This is a genomic window from Paenarthrobacter nicotinovorans (assembly GCF_021919345.1).
In the GTDB taxonomy this organism is placed as follows: domain Bacteria; phylum Actinomycetota; class Actinomycetes; order Actinomycetales; family Micrococcaceae; genus Arthrobacter; species Arthrobacter nicotinovorans.
On the sequence record NZ_CP089293.1, the window covers coordinates 1,089,537 to 1,106,631 of the forward strand.

At 64.0% G+C, this 17,095-nt stretch carries 16 protein-coding genes; 10 read left to right on the forward strand and 6 right to left on the reverse strand.

The window, feature by feature from the left end:
• Window position 1: 1 nt before the first annotated feature.
• The 4 genes from JMY29_RS05205 to JMY29_RS05220 all read left to right on the forward strand — a co-directional run bounded on the left by JMY29_RS05205 (window position 2) and on the right by JMY29_RS05220 (window position 4,096).
• Window positions 2-1,000 carry a 3-hydroxyacyl-CoA dehydrogenase family protein gene (locus tag JMY29_RS05205; protein WP_189075993.1) on the forward strand — a complete coding sequence of 333 codons (999 nt, stop codon included), beginning with the start codon at window positions 2-4 and terminating at the stop codon, window positions 998-1,000.
• A gap of 15 nt (window positions 1,001-1,015) precedes the next feature.
• Window positions 1,016-1,780, forward strand: coding sequence for an SDR family NAD(P)-dependent oxidoreductase (locus tag JMY29_RS05210; RefSeq protein WP_189075992.1), 765 nt, complete (start codon window positions 1,016-1,018; stop codon window positions 1,778-1,780).
• A gap of 154 nt (window positions 1,781-1,934) precedes the next feature.
• Complete coding sequence (locus tag JMY29_RS05215) at window positions 1,935-3,284, forward strand: MFS transporter (RefSeq protein ID WP_018777127.1); 1,350 nt, start codon at window positions 1,935-1,937, stop codon at window positions 3,282-3,284.
• Between the two features lie 2 nt (window positions 3,285-3,286).
• Window positions 3,287-4,096: a triose-phosphate isomerase family protein gene (locus JMY29_RS05220; RefSeq protein WP_189075991.1), complete on the forward strand. Its 810-nt coding sequence runs from the start codon at window positions 3,287-3,289 to the stop codon at window positions 4,094-4,096.
• Here the strand turns inward: JMY29_RS05220 and JMY29_RS05225 are convergent.
• The gene (locus tag JMY29_RS05225) at window positions 4,083-7,739 is read right to left on the reverse strand and encodes a TM0106 family RecB-like putative nuclease (protein WP_189075990.1); all 3,657 of its coding nucleotides are present in this window, start codon (window positions 7,737-7,739) and stop codon (window positions 4,083-4,085) included. The genes JMY29_RS05220 and JMY29_RS05225 overlap by 14 nt on opposite strands.
• A gap of 109 nt (window positions 7,740-7,848) precedes the next feature.
• Here JMY29_RS05225 and JMY29_RS05230 point away from each other — a divergent pair, with 109 nt between their 5' ends.
• The 3 genes from JMY29_RS05230 (at window position 7,849) to JMY29_RS05240 (ending at window position 11,378) form a co-directional block, all read left to right on the forward strand.
• On the forward strand, window positions 7,849-8,304 hold the full coding sequence (locus JMY29_RS05230) for a nucleoside deaminase (RefSeq protein ID WP_189075989.1): 456 nt from the start codon (window positions 7,849-7,851) through the stop codon (window positions 8,302-8,304).
• Window positions 8,305-8,405: 101 nt separating this feature from the next.
• Entirely contained in the window at window positions 8,406-8,840 is a 435-nt protein-coding gene (locus JMY29_RS05235) for a CBS domain-containing protein (RefSeq protein ID WP_018777131.1), read from the forward strand.
• 99 nt (window positions 8,841-8,939) lie between these two features.
• Entirely contained in the window at window positions 8,940-11,378 is a 2,439-nt protein-coding gene (locus JMY29_RS05240; protein WP_189075988.1) for a Tex family protein, read from the forward strand.
• A 111-nt stretch (window positions 11,379-11,489) separates the two neighbouring features.
• Here JMY29_RS05240 and JMY29_RS05245 read toward each other — a convergent pair whose 3' ends face one another.
• The 3 genes from JMY29_RS05245 to JMY29_RS05255 are packed head-to-tail and all read right to left on the reverse strand — an operon-like array spanning window position 11,490 to window position 13,843.
• Complete coding sequence (locus JMY29_RS05245; RefSeq protein ID WP_189075987.1) at window positions 11,490-12,509, reverse strand: alpha/beta hydrolase; 1,020 nt, start codon at window positions 12,507-12,509, stop codon at window positions 11,490-11,492.
• Entirely contained in the window at window positions 12,506-12,898 is a 393-nt protein-coding gene (locus tag JMY29_RS05250; protein WP_189075986.1) for a DUF1622 domain-containing protein, read from the reverse strand. Before JMY29_RS05250 ends, JMY29_RS05245 begins: the two co-directional genes overlap by 4 nt.
• 30 nt (window positions 12,899-12,928) lie before the next feature.
• On the reverse strand, window positions 12,929-13,843 hold the full coding sequence (locus JMY29_RS05255; protein ID WP_189075985.1) for an MSMEG_6728 family protein: 915 nt from the start codon (window positions 13,841-13,843) through the stop codon (window positions 12,929-12,931).
• An 83-nt stretch (window positions 13,844-13,926) separates the two neighbouring features.
• On the opposite strand from JMY29_RS05255, the gene JMY29_RS05260 reads away from it, so the two are divergent.
• From JMY29_RS05260 to JMY29_RS05270, 3 genes are all read left to right on the forward strand, one after another.
• Window positions 13,927-14,958: an adenosine deaminase gene (locus tag JMY29_RS05260; RefSeq protein ID WP_189075984.1), complete on the forward strand. Its 1,032-nt coding sequence runs from the start codon at window positions 13,927-13,929 to the stop codon at window positions 14,956-14,958.
• A gap of 145 nt (window positions 14,959-15,103) precedes the next feature.
• Window positions 15,104-16,012: a pullulanase X25 domain-containing protein gene (locus tag JMY29_RS05265; RefSeq protein ID WP_039240145.1), complete on the forward strand. Its 909-nt coding sequence runs from the start codon at window positions 15,104-15,106 to the stop codon at window positions 16,010-16,012.
• A 92-nt stretch (window positions 16,013-16,104) separates the two neighbouring features.
• Window positions 16,105-16,389, forward strand: coding sequence for an acylphosphatase (locus tag JMY29_RS05270; protein ID WP_055974464.1), 285 nt, complete (start codon window positions 16,105-16,107; stop codon window positions 16,387-16,389).
• 6 nt (window positions 16,390-16,395) lie between these two features.
• Here the strand turns inward: JMY29_RS05270 and JMY29_RS05275 are convergent, their stop codons facing one another.
• Both JMY29_RS05275 and JMY29_RS05280 read right to left on the reverse strand, forming a co-directional pair.
• Window positions 16,396-16,788, reverse strand: a complete 393-nt coding sequence (locus tag JMY29_RS05275; protein ID WP_189075983.1) for a type II toxin-antitoxin system VapC family toxin — start codon at window positions 16,786-16,788, stop codon at window positions 16,396-16,398.
• Window positions 16,785-17,051 (reverse strand): type II toxin-antitoxin system Phd/YefM family antitoxin, encoded by a 267-nt coding sequence (locus JMY29_RS05280; protein WP_039240147.1) that lies wholly within the window; start codon window positions 17,049-17,051, stop codon window positions 16,785-16,787. Before JMY29_RS05280 ends, JMY29_RS05275 begins: the two co-directional genes overlap by 4 nt.
• Window positions 17,052-17,095: the final 44 nt, after the last annotated feature.

Here is a 17,095-nt window from a genome sequence, read left to right on the forward strand (position 1 = left end):
CATGACCGTTTCCGAAGGCACTCAAACCACTGAAGCCGCTGTAAACAACGCAGCCCGGAAGATCGCCGTCGTTGGCTCCGGCTACATGGGCGGCGGAATCGCGCAGGTCCTGGCACTCGGTGGAGCACGCGTTGCGCTGGCTGACGTGTCCGCCGAAGTTGCGCAGAAGAACTACGACCGCCTCCTGGTGGAGTCCGAGCAGTTCATCGCGGACGGCCTTTTCCCTGAAGGCTCCACGGAGATCCTCAAGCAGAACCTGTGGGCTGCCAAGGACATCGAGAAAGCTGTTGCCGACGCCGACTTCATCGAAGAATGCGTTCCCGAGGTGCTGGAGATCAAGCACCAAACGCTCGCACGGATCAGCGCCGCAGCCCGTCCGGATGCAGTGATCGGCTCCAACACCTCAACGATTTCCATTGCGGCGCTGGCCGAGGCCGTGACAAACCCGGAGCGTTTCCTGGGCGTCCACTTCTCCAACCCGTCACCGTTCATTCCCGGCGTGGAGGTCATTCCCCACGCAGGTACTTCCGCGGCAACGGTGTCCGCTTCGCGTGACCTCGTCCACGCGGCCGGCAAGCAGACCGCCGTCGTGAAGGACGTCACCGGCTTTGTCCTCAACCGCCTGCAGTACGCGCTGTTCCACGAGGCGGCACAGCTGGTGGAGCAGGGAATCGCAACAGCCGACGACGTCGACACGCTGGTGCGCACGACGTTCGGCTTCCGTTTGCCCTTCTTCGGTCCGTTCGCCATTGCGGACATGGCCGGCTTGGATGTCTACAACTTCTGCTACAAGTCGCTGCAGACCGGATTCCCGGAGCGCTTCGCGACGCCGAAGATCCTCTCCGACTTGGTGGAGGCCGGCAAGCTCGGCACCAAGACCGGTGCGGGCTTCCTCAATGTTCCGGCAGAACGCACCCCGGAACTGATCGCCTACCGCAACAAGGCCTACGTCGCCATGCAGAAGCTCATTGAAGAGCTTGGCCCGGCCCCGATCAACTAATCCAGGAGAAACCACATGACTTTCCCCGCAGAACGCACCGCAATCGTCACGGGTGCTGTTTCCGAGCGCGGCATCGGCCGCGCCACCGTCAACTACCTCGCCGCGCAGGGCTGGAACATCGGCATCATCGACCTCGACGACGCTGCTTGCAAGGCTGCCGCGAAGGAGATCGCCGCCGAATACGGTGTCCTAGCCCACGGCGTAGGCGCCAACGTTGCCAGCGAATCCGAAGTACGTGCAGCCATTGACGAGCTTGAGGCAGAACTGCCCCAGATCGTGGCACTGGCCAACGTTGCCGGCGTCAGCTCGCCCATCGGCTACCTCGAACTCGAGCCGGCCGAGTGGGACCGCGTGCTGAACATCAACCTCAACGGCGTCCACTACGCCACCCGGCGCGTTGCCGAATCCATGGTGAAGAACCGCATCGGACGAATCGTCAACATTTCATCGGTTTCCGCCCAGCGTGGCGGCGGCACGTTCTCCAAGACCCCGTACTCCGTGGCCAAGGCGGGCGTCATCGGACTGACCCGTGCTACGGCGCGCGAGCTGGGGGAATACGACATTACCGTCAACGCCATCTCACCGGGGCCCATCGACACCGACATCATGGGTGGCACGCTGAGCCAGGAACGCAAGGATGAACTCACCAAGGACCTGGTAGTGAACCGCGTGGGCTCCACGCGTGACATCGCTGCCGCCATCGCCTTCCTCATCAGCGAGGACTCCGGATACATCTCCGGCCAGACGCTGAATGTGGATGGCGGACTGTACATGCACTAGGCCTTCGCCGATGAAGACCTGGACCCGAGAAAGAAAGATCTACCTTGCCGTGGGCGTCGTCGTCTGCGTCGTGGGCCTGGTGCTCATTTTCTTCCCGCGCTGATAGCCCGATGAGGTTATCTCCCCCCAATTGACTACTCAAAGAGGAGTTTCGATGTCTGTTGCCTCGAGTTCCACCAAGGAATTGCTGGATTCGCCGGTCCTGAAATCGGCCATATCCAAGGCTTCATTCCGGCTGATGCCCATGTTGGTCATCCTGTACGTAGTAGCTTTCCTTGACCGCACCAACGTGGGCTTCGCCGAAGCGGCACTCGGTGTGGACAAGGGCATCACCGCCGGGGCCTACGCTCTGGGAGCCGGTATTTTCTTCATCGGCTACGCCCTGTTTGAAATCCCCAGCAACCTGCTGCTGACCAAGTTTGGCGCGAAAATGTGGCTTGCACGCATTGCGGTCACGTGGGGCATAGTCTCCGCATGCTTCGCGTTCGTGCAGGGTGAAACCTCGTTCATCATCCTCCGGTTCCTGCTGGGCGTGACTGAAGCCGGGCTGTTCCCCGGCGTGATCATGTTCCTCGCCGCATGGTTCCCCAACAAGGTCCGTGTGAAGATGTTCGCCATCTTCTACCTTGCCCAGCCGTTCTCGCAGATGATCGGCGCCCCGCTCTCGGGCTGGCTCATCAACATTGGTGACCAGGTTCCGGGGGTTGCCGGGTGGCAGGTGATGTTCTTCGTCGAAGGCATGCTCGCTGTCCTGGCCGGTATTGCTGCCTTCTTCTTCCTCATCAACAGCCCCCAAGATGCCAAGTTCCTGAGCAAGGAAGAAAAGGTGGCCCTGACCGATGTCATGGCGCTGGAAGACACCGTGAAGGAAGAATCCGGCCCCCGCGGCGTCATGGCTTCGATGAAGAATGGCAAGGTCTGGTACTTCACCGTCATCTACTTCTGCCTGCAGATCGCGGTGTACGGTGTCACGTTCTACCTTCCCCAACAGGTGTCCCAGCTGACAGGACAAAAGGTAGGGCTCGCCGTCGGACTGCTGACCGCCATCCCATGGTTCTTTGGCATCTTTGCCTGCTTCTTCATCGGGAAGGCAGCCAACACGGTCCTCCGCCGGCGCCGCTGGGGCACGGCTTTGTTCGTCTCCACAGGTCTGTGCATCTTCGGTTCCGCCTGGGCCGGCGCCAACCACCAGCCTGTCCTCGGCATCATCTTTATCACCCTGGCGGTGTGCAGCTTCCTGGCGATCGGTCCGATCGCATGGTCATACCCGACGGCGTTCCTCACCGGAACGGCTGCAGCTGCAGGCATCGGCCTCATCAACTCCCTGGGTAACCTGGGCGGTTTCGTCGCACCGATCCTGCGCACCTCAGTCAACCAGATGACGGCCTCGGACACGGGGACCATGGGTGTTTACGCCCTTGGGGTCCTGCCCTTCCTGGCCGCGGTGATGATGTTCGGCACCCGTGTCTTCTCCAACAAGGCCGACGAGCTGCTGGACAAGTAGTAATGAACGCAGCAGCCAGGACCTCTCAGGACGCCCTGTACATCGGAGTCAGTACCAAGATGTACATGGGGTACGCCCGCAGCCTCGCGTGGCTGGAGCAGTTGGTGGCAGAAGTGGACGCCCGTCCGGCCCTCGCGGCCGGGCGGGTAGTCCCGTTTGTCATCCCCTCGTTCCCGGTCCTCCCTGCGGCGGCTGCGCTGGTGGCTGACTCGCCGCTGGTCCTCGGCGCGCAGAACTGTGGTTGGTCCGACGGGCCCTGGACTGGTGAGGTAGCGCCGTCGATGCTCGCTGAGCTTGGCGTTGGCCTGGTGGAAATCGGGCACGCCGAACGCCGCCGGCACTTTGCCGAAGACGATGCGGTGGTGGCCCTGAAAGTGGGCGCCGCCGTCGGGTCCGGCCTTACTCCGCTGTTGTGCGTTGGCGAGACCGAGGCCTGCGCGCCGGAGGCCGCAGCAGAGATTGTCTTCCACCAGATCAAGGCGGCCGTGTCCGGCGACTGGGCCGTGGCTGCCCGGCTCGTGATTGCGTATGAGCCGGTGTGGGCCATTGGCGCTCCCGAACCGGCCTCGGCCGAATACGTTTCCCAGGTGGTCGGCGCCTTGCGCGAGGCTTTGGCGCAGCACGCTTTGGCGGGCCTTCCCGTGATCTACGGGGGCTCGGCGAAACCCGGCCTCCTGCCCCGACTTACGGGTGTTTCCGGCCTCTTCCTTGGCCGCTTCGCGCACGACGCAGCGAACTTTGGCCGTGTCCTGGATGAGGCCCTGAGTTTTTGTACAGCAGACGCCCTTAAGGCGCCCTCTAAAGGGCAGTAAGTGTACAAAAACTCCGCTGGCAGAGGGCCACGAAGCCGCCCAGGTTTTCCAGTCCTTCCGGATGTGTCGGCAGGTAGTTGGTCAGTTCGGGAGAACGCACGACGACGGCCCGCCACTGTCCGCGGGAGACCGCCACGTTGATCCGGTTGCGTGAGAGCAGGAACTCCATGCCGCGAGGGACTTCTCCGGCGGCGGATGCAGCCATGGACACGATGACCACGGGAGCTTCCTGGCCTTGGAACTTGTCCACTGTCCCTACCCGGACCTTGTTCAGGCCGGCAGCGTGGAGTTCATGCTTGATGAGCTGTACCTGCGCGTTGTAGGGCGCGACCACCAGGATGTCGCTCTCGTCCAGGGCACGGCCCTCCGAAGCACGGCCCTCCGGGGCACGGCCTTCCAAAGCACGGCCCTCCGGGGATGGGCTTTTCGGGGATTGGGAGGGGTCGTGCCATGTCAGGCCGAGGTGGGCCTGCACTTGCCGGAGGACTTCCGCCGCTTCCTCGGCTGAGGATGTCGAGTTCCCGGTGTGGTGGACGTAGACGGTCGAAATTCCCGGGTCGGCACCTTCCAGCCAGCGCTCTGAGGCTGCGGGTGCCGCTTCCAGCCGGGAGTCGTACGAGAGCTCGGACACGGCACTGCACAGATCCGGATGCATGCGCCATGACAGCGCCAGGAAGTAGCCAAGCTCAGCCGGCAGTGTGTTGTAACCGTCGGATAACCAGCCCAGAGCTGACTCGTCAACGGGCTCAGGGTGCGTCCCCTGGGTGACCTGCGGGAGCTGCTGGGGATCACCCAGCAGGAGGAGCCGCTTGGTTGCCCGGCTGACGGCCATGGTATTGGCCAGGGAGAACTGGCCTGCTTCGTCGATGACCAGCAGGTCCAGGGCTCCCGCAGGGACCTCCTTGCCCACCATGGCCCAGGCTGTGCCGCCGATCAGGGCACCGCCGGGCATGGACAACGCCTCCGCCACGTCGGCCTTCCCGCACCCGTTCCACGGCACGGGGTCGTTGTGTTTGACCTCTTTGGCCACCCGCATCGGGTCCACCCCGGCCTTCTCCACGGCGGCGCACAGCATGTGCTCGACCACGGCGTGTGATTGTGCCACGACGCCGACCTTCCAGCCCTCGGCCACGAGCCGGGCCAAAACGTGCGCGCCAACGTGGGTTTTTCCACTCCCCGGAGGGCCCTGGACCGCCAGGTATGAATGGTCAAGGTCCTTCACTGCGGCGGTAATTGCGTCAATGTATCCGTCGGGCCCGGACCCAACAGCGGGCAGTGCGTCGAGGCTGCGCAGCCTGGGTGGTTGCCGGCGGACCAGATCCAGCGCCGCGTCCTTGGGCCATGCGGGCAACCCGTCCCGGAGCTTGGTGGCCAATGCTGCCAGCGCTGCCCTCTGACCGTTCGTCGGAATGGGGCTGTCAGGGGTCAAAGCCATGGGCAGTTGGGTGAACTCCGTGGAGTCCTTGCGAAGGCTTTCGGCGATGATGACTGACTCGAAGTCCCCGTCTTCGCCCACCTCAGTGACTTTGGTGTTGCTCCAGCCGGCGCGGCCGAGAACTGATGATTCCTTCGCTGACAGGGCCTCCGGCAGCGGGGGGCCGTACATCCTGAAGTAGCTCTTGCCCGGATCCAACCCCGCACCGTCACCGGAACGTCCAAGCAGTTTGACGATCCGGACCGGGTTGCTGCGGGGCGTTGGCCTGGCCCAGTCCTGCAGCAACTCGGCATGGTCCACGATGAACAAGTCACGGGCGTCGTCCCATTGGGAGGTGGGTTTCTCAAGACGATCGAAGTGGCCCCACCAATGCTGCTTGTCTTCACGCCGGTGGTAGCCGACACCCGCTGCGACAATGCGGATGGCCAGGGCATCCGGAGTGGCTCGTTCGGCCTCCGGGAGCCCGGCGAGGTAGTCGAACAGTGCCGTCTCTTCGGGTGCGGCCTCGTACTTGGGAGTGTCTTTACTGCTGTCCTCTTCAGCATCTGCTGCGTCATTGGTCTCGTCGCGGAACGATCCGGGAGTGATGGAGCGTTCCGCCGCCCGCGCAAGCAACCAGTTGCGCAGTTCCAGCGTGGAGAGGCAGTCGTACTCGTTGTAGTCCCGGATACCTTCCAGGATCTCAGCGGCTACGGCAGCCTGTCCGGTGTCCCGGGCCGTACAGAAATCCGCGTAGGCCACCACGGACGCGCCAGCGTCGGTCACGTCACCGGAGCGGAGGTGCTGGCCCATGTACAAGGGCTCAAGTTTCTTGATGCTGTAGGAGTTCGAGGAAATCCGGATACTGTGCCGGACGGTGTCGTAAAGGTCCACGAGGACGCCTTCGCGCAGGAGGTCGTCGACGGCGGTTTCACCCACCACATGTGTCAGGGAAAGATTGCGCAGTGCAGTTTTTTCGTAGGCAGCGTAGTGGTAGATATGCATGCCCGGATATTGTGCGCGGCGCTTGGCGACGTATTCCAGGAAGTCCACGAACGCCTGGCCTTCCTCCGTCCGGGAGTGCGCCCAAAAGGGACGGAACACCGGAGATGCGCCAGGCTCAACAGGGTTCTCCACGACACCGAACAGGTATTCCAGGCCCCATTTTCCGGTAGCTGGATCCTGCCACAGGGGGTCGCCTTCGAAATCGAAGAAGATGTCGCCGGGGTCCGGCGTCGGGAGGCGTCCCAGCGTGTTGTCAGCCAGCACGTTGTAACTGATTGCTTTGGCTTCTCCGGACGCGTCCGTGTACTCCACAGTGCCGTCCGGGGTCCCGGTTCCCGTTTGGAGCCTCGCCTGTTCCCGGAACCGCAGCAGCGTGGGATCGCCCGTGGCCGGCAGGGCGGCCAGCTGGTCGATGGTGGTGACGCCGTCCTCGATCAACTTCTTGCGTCTGCTGATACGCATGCCCGCGACCATGAGCAGATCCCGGTGCAGCTGGACCTGCTCCGCGCAGTAGTCGCAGCGGCCACACGCAGAGTACCGGGGGTCGCCCCAGGCAACCGGTTCGCTGCCTGAACGGTGCGCAGCGGTCATTCCGAGGAACCGTTCGCGGCGTTCCTTGAACACGGGCAAAATTTGGGAAAGCGGATGATCGCTCTGGACCCGGTTGCCCAGCACCAGGGTGACCTGGGGGTCCGGTGTGATGCCGGCCTGAATGAGTTGGTCCCCATAGGCGGCCAGCTGCAGGAGGGCTGTGACTTTGGCGTGGCGCGCCAGCTTGGTGTCGAACACTGCATACTGACCGCCTGGCCGCTTGACCAGGAAGTCGGATCGACCGTGGAACGTGCCATCAAAGAAGGCGGCCTGGAAAACGACATCCGCACCGGCACGCAAGGCATCGAGGGATTCCGCATGCTTGGCCCTCAACGTGCCGCGGTCCATCGCAGTGGCGGGAACGACGTCGTAAACCCCGGTTCCCGTGGCCGGGTCCCACTGGCCGAACCGGTCCACGAATTCCTCCAGAACCCGGTGTTCGTGGACGTCGCCGAGTGCCGCAGTGCGTTCCAGCATGGCATCGGCAGGGAAATCCGGCTTCGGAGTGCGGCCCAGTTTTTCGTCGAGCTTGCGGAGCAATTGGTACTCGCAGGTAGCCGCGATCACCAGATCGCTGGCCGAGAAGACCAGATCCTGCGGGGCGCCTGCCGGCTCCGGATCGAGAAAGAACACCGCGGGCCACCTGCCTTCCTTGCTGTGAATACCCTTGCAAGCCAAGCTATCAGCGGGCCCCGACAATATAGCCCGGCAATGTAGCCTCCCTCCGATTTAGACTGCACCCATGACCGAAACAATGCCCACAGCAGATCCCGCGTTCGAAGCCGCCTACCAAGCCGCGCAGAAGAGCCTCAACGAGGGCGGAATCCCCATCGGAGCCGCCTTGGCGAGGGCCGGAGAAGTCATAGCAAGCGGGCATAACGAGCGCGTCCAGCACGGCGACCCCATTGCGCATGGGGAAATGTCGGCACTGCGTGCGGCCGGCCGGCAAAAGAGTTACCGCGACACCACCCTGTACACCACCCTTGCCCCGTGCGCGATGTGCACCGGGACCATCATCCAGTTCAAGATTCCGCGCGTGGTGGTGGGGGAGGCCGAGACGTTTCCGGGCGAATTCGAACTCCTGCGCTCACGCGGCGTGGAGGTCATTGTGCTGGATGACCAACGCTGCGTGGACATGATGCGCGCTTTCCAGGATGAGCATCCGGAACTCTGGGCCGAGGACATCGCGGAGGACTGAAATCCTTCTGGTCACGGCTACTTGGCGGGCGTAGTCTGGCATCATCGGCGTTGGAGCCGAAGGGCCCCGCGTCGATAATCCCAATCGATGAAGGAGGACCCATGAGTGCCGTGCGTGAATTCATGACGACGAATGCCCAGTGCATCGCCGAGGACAAAACTCTCCAGGAAGCCGCCGTGCTGATGAGGGACCTGGACTGCGGTTCGCTTCCCATCTGCGGCAATGACGGCAAGCTCACCGGCTTCATCACGGACCGCGACATCGTGGTCAAGTGTTTGGCCGAGGGCAAGGACGCCCGGCAAGTCCTAGCCAGCGAGCTCGCCGGCGGCAAGCCCTACTGGGTGGACGCCGATGCCAGCGTTGACGACGCCGTGGCCATGATGGAGGAGCACCAGGTACGCCGCCTGCCCGTCATCAGCGACCACAAACTGGTGGGCATCATCAGCCAGGGTGACATTGCCCGCAACCACTACGCCGAGCAGCGCCTCGGCGAAATGGTGGAGCACATCTCCGCCAAGGAGCACATGGCGCACTAAACCACGCCGGAGGGCAAGGCCAGCTGCCGCGAGGCACTCCCGCCACGGGAACGCCTCGCGGCCCGTTCCCACAGGCAAGCCCTCGTGAGGCAAACTGTCATGGTGACTTCAAATCTCCAACACCAGTCAGCCGACTCCGCCATCCACGCACAAATCGCAGAAGAACTCGGCGTCAAAGCCTGGCAAGTCAAGGCCGCGGTGGAACTGCTCGACGCCGGATCCACCGTCCCCTTCATCGCCCGCTACCGCAAGGAAGTCACCGGGATGCTCGATGACACCCAGCTGCGTGACCTAGAAGAGCGCCTCAGATACCTTCGTGAGCTGGAAGAACGCCGCAAGGCCGTCCTCGAGGCGATTGCCTCGCAAGGCAAGCTGACCCCGGAACTGGAGGCCGCCGTCATCGGGGCCGATACCAAAGCCCGGCTCGAAGACATCTACCTTCCCTTCAAATCCAAGCGGCGCACCAAAGCGCAGATCGCCCGCGAAGCCGGTCTTGAGCCGTTGGCCGACGGCCTTCTCGCCAACCCGCAGCTGGACCCCGCCGCCGAAGCCGCCAAGTACTTGAACAGCGAGCACTCCATCGAGGACGCCGCCACGGCGCTCGCCGGTGCCCGTGCAATTTTGGTGGAGCGCGTCGGGCAGGACCCGGACCTCGCCGAGGACCTTCGCGAACGCCTGTGGAAGCAGGGCCGCATGGTGTCCCGCGTCAAGAAGGGCATGGAGGCCGAGGGCCAGAAGTTCAAGGACTATTTCGAGTTCACGCAGGTGCCGTCCGGGATGCCGTCGCACCGCGTGCTTGCCCTGCTGCGAGGCGAGAAGGACGGCGTCCTTGAGCTGGATCTCGCCGAAGCAGACCCGACCGACGACGACGCCCTGGCCGCCGCCCGCGGCAAGTACGAGAACGCTGTGGCCAAGTGCCTCGGCGTCGCCAACCAGGGCCGTCCCGCCGATGCTTGGCTGATGCAGACGGCTCAGCTCGCCTGGCGTGGCAGGATCCTGGACCGCCTCACCACGGATCTTCGCGGCCGCATGTTCGCTGACGCAGAGGACGAGGCTGTGCGCGTCTTCGCGGCCAACCTTCGCGACGTCCTGCTCGCCGCCCCGGCAGGCAACCGGGCCACCCTGGGACTGGACCCGGGTCTGCGGACGGGTGTGAAAGTGGCTGTGGTGGACGGCACCGGCAAGGTGGTCACCACGGACACGATCTACCCCCACGCTCCCGCCAGGAAATGGGACGAAGCCTTGGCAACCCTGGGCCGGCTCGCCAAGCAGCACAACGTGGAACTCGTGGCGATCGGCAACGGAACGGCATCCCGTGAGACGGATAAGCTTGCCACCGAGCTGATCAAGTCCCTTGAAGCTGCCGGCTCCAAGGGGATCCAGAAGCTTGTTGTCTCCGAGGCCGGGGCTTCTGTTTATTCAGCATCTGCCTTGGCGGCTTCGGAACTTCCCGGGATGGACGTTTCGCTGCGTGGCGCTGTGTCCATCGCACGGCGCCTCCAGGACCCCTTGGCGGAACTGGTGAAGATCGAGCCAAAGTCCATCGGCGTGGGCCAGTACCAGCACGATGTCACTGCCGCGAAGCTGGACCGGTCCTTGGACGCGGTGGTGGAGGACTGCGTGAACGCCGTGGGCGTGGATGTGAACACCGCCTCGCCTGCGTTGCTGAGCCGCGTGGCCGGTGTCGGGCCGTTGCTGAGCGAAAACATCGTGGCCTACCGGAACGAGAACGGTCCGTTCGCCAAGCGCAGCGACCTCAAGAAGGTTCCCCGTTTGGGGGCCAAGGCGTTCGAACAGTGCGCCGGCTTCCTCCGCATCACCGGGGGAGCGGAGCCTCTGGATGCCTCCAGCGTGCACCCCGAAGCGTATTCCGTGGCCCGCAAGATCCTCGTGGCAGCGGGCGGGGGTCCCGCCACGGCGCTGGATCCGCAGGCGTTCGTTGACGGTACCTTCGGCCTGCCGACGGTCAAGGACATCATGTCCGAACTCGAGAAGCCCGGCCGCGACCCTCGTCCGGCATTCAAGGCGGCGTCGTTCTCCGAGGGCATCGAGAAGATCTCCGACCTCAAGCCGGGCATGATCCTGGAAGGTACGGTCACCAACGTTGCCGCGTTCGGCGCTTTTGTGGATGTCGGGGTGCACCAGGACGGTCTGGTGCACGTCTCGGCCCTGTCCAACAAGTTCGTCTCTGATCCGCGCGAAATCGTGAAGTCCGGCCAAGTGGTCCGCGTCAAGGTGCTGGAGGCCGACCCGGAGCGCAAGCGCATTTCCCTGACGCTCAGGCTCGACGACGAACCCGGCTCTGCAGGTGGCCGCACCTCGGGTGGGCGTGCAGCAGGAGGGCGTGACTCGGGCGGTCAGCCTGGCCAGCGGGGCGGCGGCCAGTCGGGTCAGCGCGGCGGTCAGCCGGGCCAGCGGCAAGGCCAGGGCAGCCCGCAACAACGCAACCCGCGACAGGGCAAACCCCAGCAGGCCCAAGCAGCTCCGGCCAACACCGCCATGGCTGAGGCCTTGCGCCGGGCGGGGCTTGGCAAGTAGGCCTGCCGCCTACGGATCCCCGCGGGCTGCCCTCGCTGGCGTACCCTCCCGTGCTGCTGCGGACTGCATGGCCCACTGCAGCGGGCTAACAACGGCAGGACCGGGCGAGGGCTACAAGCCCGCTGTCCTGGCTTCCCACTCCATGGCGTCGGCCGGTTGCAGGGCCATGGGCAGCCAGCGGCCGATGCGCTCAAACGCTTCCCTGCGGATGGGTTCCGGGGAGAGGAAGATGTCGTGGAAGGCGTTGGGCAGCCGGCTCACTGTGACTGTGTCCGCCAGGGACAGGGCACGGTGGGCCACGGCGTCCACGTTCAGTGCCACGTCCGCAGTGAGCGCATCTGCGGACCACTTCGGTTGCAGGTAGCTCTTGTCGGAGAGCAACACGAGCACGGGTGTGTCGATGCCCAGACCTGCGGCGACTGTTGCCTGGCCGCGGAATACAGCGTCCAGGAATGCCGGCGTGATGGGGAATCCCCGGTCGGGGCGCCAGTCGAGGTTGTAGTCCCATTCGCCGTCGAGGGCTGCTGAGACTGCACGCGTGTAAATTCCCGGATCCACGGGCGGCAGCGGCGCCAGCGGGTGGAGCCGGGCATGCAGACCCACAAGCGGCGCAATCGCGCGGCGGCCAAGTTCGGTGGCCTGGAACTCCAGCCACGGGCTGTTGAGGACCAGTGCCGAGGCCATACCGGGATGGCGGTGCGCCCAGAGGCTTAGTGTCAGCCCGCCGGTGGAGTGTCCCAGCAGGATGAGTGGACGGTCTTCACCCGGCGCACCTGAACGCCCCATGGCGTCCAAGGCGGCCGCGATGTCGGCGTCGTAATCCGTGAGGTTGGTGACGAACCCCGGTACCAGTCCAGGCCGCAGGCTGCGGCCGTAGTTATGCAGGTCCAGGGCGTAGAAGCGCGCCCCGGCCCGCTGCCAGAATTCGGCGAGGTGGCGTTGGAAGAAGTAGTCGGACCAGCCATGAACGTAGAGGACGTCTGCGTCGAGGCCAACGCCCTCCGGAGCATCGAGCCATTGCGGACCGGAACCGACGTAACGCACCAAGGTGGCGACAGCGTCGCCGTCGAGCTTCAGCGTTTGCTGTTCAAAACCTTCGCCAAGAATGTCCGGTCCCCACGGCTGCGTCATGCATCCGATCGTAGCGGCACGGTGGCGTCCGGGCTTTTTTCCTTCTGCCACGGCCAGCGGCCGGTTATTTCCAGCTCGAGCGAAAAGCTGAGGAAAGTCCGGATGAGCACGATGATCGCCAGGACGCCGACACTCTCGAAAGTTGGCGTCACCGCGACGGTACGGATGATGTCCGCCGCCACCAGGAGCTCAAGGCCCAACAGGATGGAGCGGCCCAGCAACTGCCGGTAGGCCCGGTACGGGGTGAATGGCGCCAAGCCCCTGGCCCGTTCCGGCTGGTAGCCGCGCAGGGCCATGGGGATGGAAACCAAAGCTCCAACCACCATGACGGCCACCCCCGCAGCATCCATGTACCTGCCAACGGCCTCGATGATGTGCTGGAAATCCATGGCCCTCCCTGCGTCGGTGGAAACGTGCCGCTACTGCGCGGGTGCGGGGACCGGGAAGAACACCCGGGGATCCTGCAACAGCGCCGGGTAGTCGAAGTCGGAGCGGTTGATCACGCTGGTGACCTCGAAGTTGCGTGCGAAGCGGCCGTTCACGGTGATGGGGCGCCCATGGATTAGGCCGACGGCGAAGGTCTGGCCGCCGTCGAACGGGACGGCCAGTTCGGTCTTGCCGGGCAGGGTGTTGAAGGCCTGCTCCTGGGCCTGGCGCTTGCGCGTGGGCTTCTTCTCAAGCTGCTTCACCGGGCGCTTTTTGGGGCCCTTCACCTGCCGCCGCGACTTTTCCTCGGCATAGACGAACTGGTACTCGTCAGGGTCCGCCGGCGCCGCGGAACGGGCCTTGCCATGCGGAGGCATGCTGACGGTGGTGAGCTCTTCGGGACGAAGGTCCTCAACGTTGGAGCGCAGGATCCACAGGCTGTCCTCTTCGGGATCTTCCGGGTGGAACTCATGCTTGGGCTCCGGCCACACGTATTCCAGCTTCTCCTCGGTACCCGGGAAGATCTGCGTGTAGTGCTTGGGGTCCTTGCTGATCAGTTTTGAACGGTGGCTGAGGTGCAGGTCCTCGTGTCCCAGCCACGGCGGCATGATGATCCTGGACGCGTAGTCCGGGTGGGCGGCCTGCGGTGCGAACTCCGCGATGTTGGTGCGGGTGTTGTCCGGGTGGCCGCGTTCCATCCATTCGTCGGCCATGGCCAGGCCATACATGGTGAGCGCCGGAACGTGGCCCATCCACATGCGGACCGCCGGGTGGGACTGCCAACCGTACTCCGGGATCACCAACGCGCGGAGGACCTGGAGTGCTTCGACGCGCTGTTTGCCGAGCCTTGACGTGTCGAGTGCCGCAGCGCTCTGACGGAAATCGGCGAAAGGGAGGAAAGTCTGCATCCTTTCAGTTTGAGGGTGCCGGGCGTGAGAACCAAGTTGAGTGCTCCGGGACACGTGCCCGTGTTCGGGCCTAGAGTTGCAGGGTGGAAACTATTGGCGAGAAAACAACCACCCCGGCACCTCCGGTTGCCGAACTGCACCTGCACATCGAAGGGACCCTCCAGCCAGAGCTGATCTTTGCCCTGGCCGAACGCAATGGCATTGAACTGCCCTATGAAGACATCGAAGAACTGCGCGGGAAGTATGAATTCTCCGACCTGCAGTCCTTCCTGGACCTCTATTACGCCAACATGGCCGTCCTGCAGACCGAACAGGATTTCACGGACATGACCCGCGCCTACCTGGAGCGCGCCGCCGCCGGAGGAGTACGGCACGCGGAAATCATGATGGACCCCCAGGCCCACATCTCACGCGGGGTGGCCTTGGAGACCTGCGTCAACGGCGTGGCCAAAGCCCTGGCAACATCGGAAGAGGACTTTGGTGTCTCCACCCTCCTCATTGCCGCCTTCCTGCGGGATATGTCCGAGGAATCCGCGCTGGAAGTGCTGGACCAGCTCCTTGCCATGCATGCTCCCATTGCTGGCATCGGCCTGGACTCGGCCGAGGTGGGCAATCCGCCGTCGAAATTTGAGCGCCTGTACCAGCGCGCAGGCGAGGCCGGGCTGCGAAGGATCGCCCACGCCGGCGAGGAGGGCCCCGCCTCCTACATCACGGAGGCGCTGGACGTGTTGCATGTTGAGCGGATCGATCACGGCATCCGGTGCATGGAAGACACCGACGTGGTGCAGCGGTTGGTGGCCGAGCAGGTGCCCCTGACGGTCTGCCCCCTGTCCAATGTCCGGCTTCGCGCCGTGGACAAGCTGGAGGACCACCCGCTTCCCGAAATGCTGGCGATCGGCCTGAACGTCTGCGTCAACTCGGACGACCCCGCCTACTTTGGCGGGTACGTGGACGATAACTTCGGAAAGCTGGTTGAGGTCCTGAAGTTCTCGGTGCCCGAGCAGGCTACCTTGGCTGCCAATTCCATCCGGTCATCCTTCGCCAGCGAGGCGCGCAAAACAGAGCTCCTGGACAAGGTCACAGAGTGGGTCAAATCATCGGTGACGCGGGCCTGAACCGCTCCAGCCGAGACCCGTAGATCACTTGCGGCGATTGTGATGTCACACTCAGTCACGACACACGGTGTTTACCAACTGCAGTCGCGGGAATTAACAATTCATTGGCAAACTGCAAGGGAATAACCACCGTAGAAGGAGAAGCATGGGCGCGAACACCGCCGAGAACACCAACCTTCGTCTGAAGGCCGTCCTGGACATCCTCGCAGAGGGCGTATGGTCCGGGGCAACGCTGAACGCCGGCGAAGTGCTGGCCGAAGCGACTGCGCGCGTTCCTTTCAACGACCACGAGGCCGAACTGCTCAGTGGCGGAATTCCGCGCGGCCACAAGACGCTCACCTCCGCCTCGGCCAAGTTGGTCAAGGCCGGCTGGCTGGTCAAGGGACGTTCGGGCTGGACCATTCCCGAGGACGGCTTGCGTGCGACGGTCGCGTTCGGCGACGTTGCAGCTTTTGCAGCAGCGCTCGACGCCGGAACGCCGGTACCAGCCGACGTCCCGGTTCCCACCGCGCCGCCGGTGAAGCCCCAGGCGAAGAAGGCAGCGGCGACCAAGCGTGCTGCTGCGAAGAAAGTGACCGCACCCAAGGAAGCGGCCACCGACGTGGCCGAGCCGAAGGTTGCCGCCGCCAGGGTGTCGGCCCCGAAGGCCACTGCCACTAAAGCTGCCGCGGCGAAAGCCGCACCTGCGGCAAAGAAGGCCACCACGCGCAAGGCGCCGGCCAAGGGCAAGGCGGCCACCGCCGTCGAGACGTTGCCGCAGCCGGACGCCGTCGCGATTGCCGGGGACTTCAACAAGATCCTTGGTGCCCCCGAGGATTGGGCGCCGCAGTATGACGAAGCCCAGATGACGTTCAACCCGTTGGTCCAGGTATGGACGCTGACGGCTGAACTGCCCGCTGGTTTCTACACCTACAAAGTGGCCTTGAACCGCTCGTGGGACGAGAACTACGGTGCGTTCGGCGTCCGTGACGGCGCCAACCACGAGTTGAACCACGACGGCGGCACGGTCACCATCACCTACAGCCACGAAACGCGCGACATCGTGATCGGCTAGCTTGTTTGCTGCCGGATCCCGCCCTTGTCAGGCCCGCACGCCCTTATACGGTGAACGGGCCGGACAAGGGCGGATCTGGTTAAAGTGGAGCCATGACTGACGGGACCGTTCGGCTCACAGCCCGCATCACCGGCGTCGTCCAGGGGGTGGGCTTCCGCTACTGGACTGCCCGGAAGGCCGACGAACTCCTGCTGACAGGGACGGTCCGTAATGATCACGACGGTTCCGTCCGGTTGCTTGCCGAGGGTTCGGCAGCCGACGTTGACCGCCTCGTGAAGTGGCTCCAGTCCACGCAGGCGCCGGGCCACGTTGAGAAGGTGGCTTTCGAACTCTCCGACGGTACAGGGGAGTTCGATGACTTCCGGATCGTGGGGTAGGCCTGGCTAGGTTCCGGGCGACGTGGTCGTGAGCCCGGATTCCTTCGCGGCCAAGCACAGTTCCTGGTCATAGGCCACCATGGAGTCCACTTGAAGCCGGATGGCGGTTGCCAAGTGAATGGCGTCTGCGCTCCGAAGTTGCCTGGGCAGCGCTGAGGCATACATTAGATCCGAACGGGTGACATCAACAAGGTTGAGGCCGGCAAGGACGTCGTTGACTTGGTCAAAGGGAAGGCTGCGTCGGCGTGCAGCGCAGTGAAGCTCGGTGTAGAGGAGCATGGAAGCCACCAAGTGACCTCCAGCTAACCGGACTCCCTGGAGATGCGCGGCCAGAGCTTCAGATTCCTGCTCATCCACAACAAGCTTAAGAATCGCGGAGGTGTCCGCGTAAACGATCACCGGTCCCCGCGGAGGTCAGCCAGGATGTCGGCCGTGGTCATATCGCTGCTGACACGCGCCACAAGGCGGAAGTCCACGGGTGACTCGATCGCAGGCCGGATGCTTCCTGCTTGGAGCAATCGTTCAAAGGGCGAAGCGGATGGCGGAATGAGGGTGGCCGCGACCTGGCCGTTATTGGTGACGTCGATGACTTCGCCATTCTTGACGCGTTCCAGAATCTTGCTGCTCTGGTTGCGCAGTTCCCGGTGGGGAATAGTTGTCATGATGATCCTCCGTAGCAATCGTAGCAACTGTAGCACCTAACCCG

What these genes read in the sequence shown, in the direction of transcription:
- JMY29_RS05205 (WP_189075993.1), top strand. Translation starts at nt 2, where the DNA reads ATGACCGTTTCCGAAGGCACTCAAACCACTGAAGCCGCTGTAAACAAC.
- JMY29_RS05210 (WP_189075992.1), top strand. Translation starts at nt 1,016, where the DNA reads ATGACTTTCCCCGCAGAACGCACCGCAATCGTCACGGGTGCTGTTTCC.
- JMY29_RS05215 (WP_018777127.1), top strand. Translation starts at nt 1,935, where the DNA reads ATGTCTGTTGCCTCGAGTTCCACCAAGGAATTGCTGGATTCGCCGGTC.
- JMY29_RS05220 (WP_189075991.1), top strand. Translation starts at nt 3,287, where the DNA reads ATGAACGCAGCAGCCAGGACCTCTCAGGACGCCCTGTACATCGGAGTC.
- JMY29_RS05230 (WP_189075989.1), top strand. Translation starts at nt 7,849, where the DNA reads ATGACCGAAACAATGCCCACAGCAGATCCCGCGTTCGAAGCCGCCTAC.
- JMY29_RS05235 (WP_018777131.1), top strand. Translation starts at nt 8,406, where the DNA reads ATGAGTGCCGTGCGTGAATTCATGACGACGAATGCCCAGTGCATCGCC.
- JMY29_RS05240 (WP_189075988.1), top strand. Translation starts at nt 8,940, where the DNA reads ATGGTGACTTCAAATCTCCAACACCAGTCAGCCGACTCCGCCATCCAC.
- JMY29_RS05245 (WP_189075987.1), bottom strand. Translation starts at nt 12,509, where the DNA reads ATGACGCAGCCGTGGGGACCGGACATTCTTGGCGAAGGTTTTGAACAG.
- JMY29_RS05250 (WP_189075986.1), bottom strand. Translation starts at nt 12,898, where the DNA reads ATGGATTTCCAGCACATCATCGAGGCCGTTGGCAGGTACATGGATGCT.
- JMY29_RS05255 (WP_189075985.1), bottom strand. Translation starts at nt 13,843, where the DNA reads ATGCAGACTTTCCTCCCTTTCGCCGATTTCCGTCAGAGCGCTGCGGCA.
- JMY29_RS05265 (WP_039240145.1), top strand. Translation starts at nt 15,104, where the DNA reads ATGGGCGCGAACACCGCCGAGAACACCAACCTTCGTCTGAAGGCCGTC.
- JMY29_RS05270 (WP_055974464.1), top strand. Translation starts at nt 16,105, where the DNA reads ATGACTGACGGGACCGTTCGGCTCACAGCCCGCATCACCGGCGTCGTC.
- JMY29_RS05280 (WP_039240147.1), bottom strand. Translation starts at nt 17,051, where the DNA reads ATGACAACTATTCCCCACCGGGAACTGCGCAACCAGAGCAGCAAGATT.